Raw genomic sequence first — 3,003 nt, forward strand, 5'->3', positions numbered from 1 at the left:
AAGAGTAACCTGTCATAGAGTCTCTCAAATGTTTGCAGCGCGAACGATGGAAACATCTTCGGGTTGTGAGGTTAAGTGACTAAGCGTACACGGTGGATGCCTAGGCAGTCAGAGGCGATGAAGGGCGTGCTAATCTGCGAAAAGCGTCGGTAAGGTGATATGAACCGTTATAACCGGCGATACCCGAATGGGGAAACCCAGTGTGTTTCGACACATTATCATGTCATGAATACATAGTGGCATGAGGCGAACCGGGGGAACTGAAACATCTAAGTACCCCGAGGAAAAGAAATCAACCGAGATTCCCCCAGTAGCGGCGAGCGAACGGGGAGGAGCCCAGAACCTGAATCGGCTTGTGTGTTAGTGGAAGCGTCTGGAAAGTCGCGCAGCAAAGGGTGATAGCCCCGTACACTAAAATGCACAGGTCGTGAGTTCGATGAGTAGGGCGGGACACGTGACATCCTGTCTGAATATGGGGGGACCATCCTCCAAGGCTAAATACTCCTGACTGACCGATAGTGAACCAGTACCGTGAGGGAAAGGCGAAAAGAACCCCGGCGAGGGGAGTGAAATAGAACCTGAAACCGTGTACGTACAAGCAGTGGGAGCACCTTCGTGGTGTGACTGCGTACCTTTTGTATAATGGGTCAGCGACTTATATTTTGTAGCAAGGTTAACCGTATAGGGGAGCCGTAGGGAAACCGAGTCTTAACTGGGCGACTAGTTGCAAGGTATAGACCCGAAACCCGGTGATCTAGCCATGGGCAGGTTGAAGGTTGGGTAACACTAACTGGAGGACCGAACCGACTAATGTTGAAAAATTAGCGGATGACTTGTGGCTGGGGGTGAAAGGCCAATCAAACCGGGAGATAGCTGGTTCTCCCCGAAAGCTATTTAGGTAGCGCCTCGTGAACTCATCTTCGGGGGTAGAGCACTGTTTCGGCTAGGGGGCCATCCCGGCTTACCAAACCGATGCAAACTCCGAATACCGAAGAATGTTATCACGGGAGACACACGGCGGGTGCTAACGTCCGTCGTGAAGAGGGAAACAACCCAGACCGCCAGCTAAGGTCCCAAAGTCATGGTTAAGTGGGAAACGATGTGGGAAGGCATAGACAGCCAGGATGTTGGCTTAGAAGCAGCCATCATTTAAAGAAAGCGTAATAGCTCACTGGTCGAGTCGGCCTGCGCGGAAGATGTAACGGGGCTAAACCATGCACCGAAGCTGCGGCAGCGACGCTTAGCGTTGTTGGGTAGGGGAGCGTTCTGTAAGCCGTTGAAGGTGGCCTGTGAGGGTTGCTGGAGGTATCAGAAGTGCGAATGCTGACATAAGTAACGATAAAGCGGGTGAAAAGCCCGCTCGCCGGAAGACCAAGGGTTCCTGTCCAACGTTAATCGGGGCAGGGTGAGTCGACCCCTAAGGCGAGGCTGAAAAGCGTAGTCGATGGGAAACAGGTTAATATTCCTGTACTTGGTGTTACTGCGAAGGGGGGACGGAGAAGGCTAGGCTAGCCGGGCGACGGTTGTCCCGGTTTAAGCGTGTAGGGGGTGTGACCTGGTAAATCCGGTTGCATGTTAACCCTGAGGCGTGATGACGATGCACTACGGTGCAGAAGTAGTTGATGCCCTGCTTCCAGGAAAATCCTCTAAGCTCCAGGTAACATTAAATCGTACCCCAAACCGACACAGGTGGTCAGGTAGAGAATACCAAGGCGCTTGAGAGAACTCGGGTGAAGGAACTAGGCAAAATGGTGCCGTAACTTCGGGAGAAGGCACGCTGGCATGTAGGTGAAGTCCCTCGCGGATGGAGCTGAAGCCAGTCGAAGATACCAGCTGGCTGCAACTGTTTAATAAAAACACAGCACTGTGCAAACACGAAAGTGGACGTATACGGTGTGACGCCTGCCCGGTGCTGGAAGGTTAATTGATGGGGTCAGCCGCAAGGCGAAGCTCTTGATCGAAGCCCCAGTAAACGGCGGCCGTAACTATAACGGTCCTAAGGTAGCGAAATTCCTTGTCGGGTAAGTTCCGACCTGCACGAATGGCGTAATGATGGCCAGGCTGTCTCCACCCGAGACTCAGTGAAATTGAACTCGCTGTGAAGATGCAGTGTACCCGCGGCAAGACGGAAAGACCCCGTGAACCTTTACTATAGCTTGACACTGAACATTGAGCCTTGATGTGTAGGATAGGTGGGAGGCTTTGAAGCGTGGACGCCAGTCTGCGTGGAGCCATCCTTGAAATACCACCCTTTAATGTTTGATGTTCTAACTCGGCCCCATAATCTGGGGTGAGGACAGTGTCTGGTGGGTAGTTTGACTGGGGCGGTCTCCTCCCAAAGAGTAACGGAGGAGCACGAAGGTTAGCTAATCACGGTCGGACATCGTGAGGTTAGTGCAAAGGCATAAGCTAGCTTGACTGCGAGAGTGACGGCTCGAGCAGGTACGAAAGTAGGTCTTAGTGATCCGGTGGTTCTGAATGGAAGGGCCATCGCTCAACGGATAAAAGGTACTCCGGGGATAACAGGCTGATACCGCCCAAGAGTTCATATCGACGGCGGTGTTTGGCACCTCGATGTCGGCTCATCACATCCTGGGGCTGAAGTAGGTCCCAAGGGTATGGCTGTTCGCCATTTAAAGTGGTACGCGAGCTGGGTTTAGAACGTCGTGAGACAGTTCGGTCCCTATCTGCCGTGGGCGTTGGAAGATTGAGAGGGGTTGCTCCTAGTACGAGAGGACCGGAGTGAACGCACCACTGGTGTTCGGGTTGTCATGCCAATGGCATTGCCCGGTAGCTAAGTGCGGAAAAGATAAGCGCTGAAAGCATCTAAGCGCGAAACTTGCCTCAAGATGAGTCTTCCCTGGGCCTTCAAGGCCCCTGAAGGAACGTTTAAGACTAAGACGTTGATAGGCTGGGTGTGTAAGTGCAGCGATGCATTGAGCTAACCAGTACTAATGATCCGTGAGGCTTAACCTTACAACACCGAAGGTGTTTTTAGAGAGA

General features: G+C 52.6%; 1 rRNA gene. It reads left to right on the forward strand.

Annotated elements, in window-relative coordinates:
* Nucleotides 1-69: 69 nt before the first annotated feature.
* Nucleotides 70-2,976, forward strand: a 23S ribosomal RNA gene (locus tag WFM45_RS24575).
* The last annotated feature ends 27 nt before the right edge of the window (nt 2,977-3,003 follow it).

This window comes from Serratia sp. KG1D, from assembly GCF_037150675.1.
GTDB lineage: Bacteria > Pseudomonadota > Gammaproteobacteria > Enterobacterales > Enterobacteriaceae > Serratia > Serratia nematodiphila.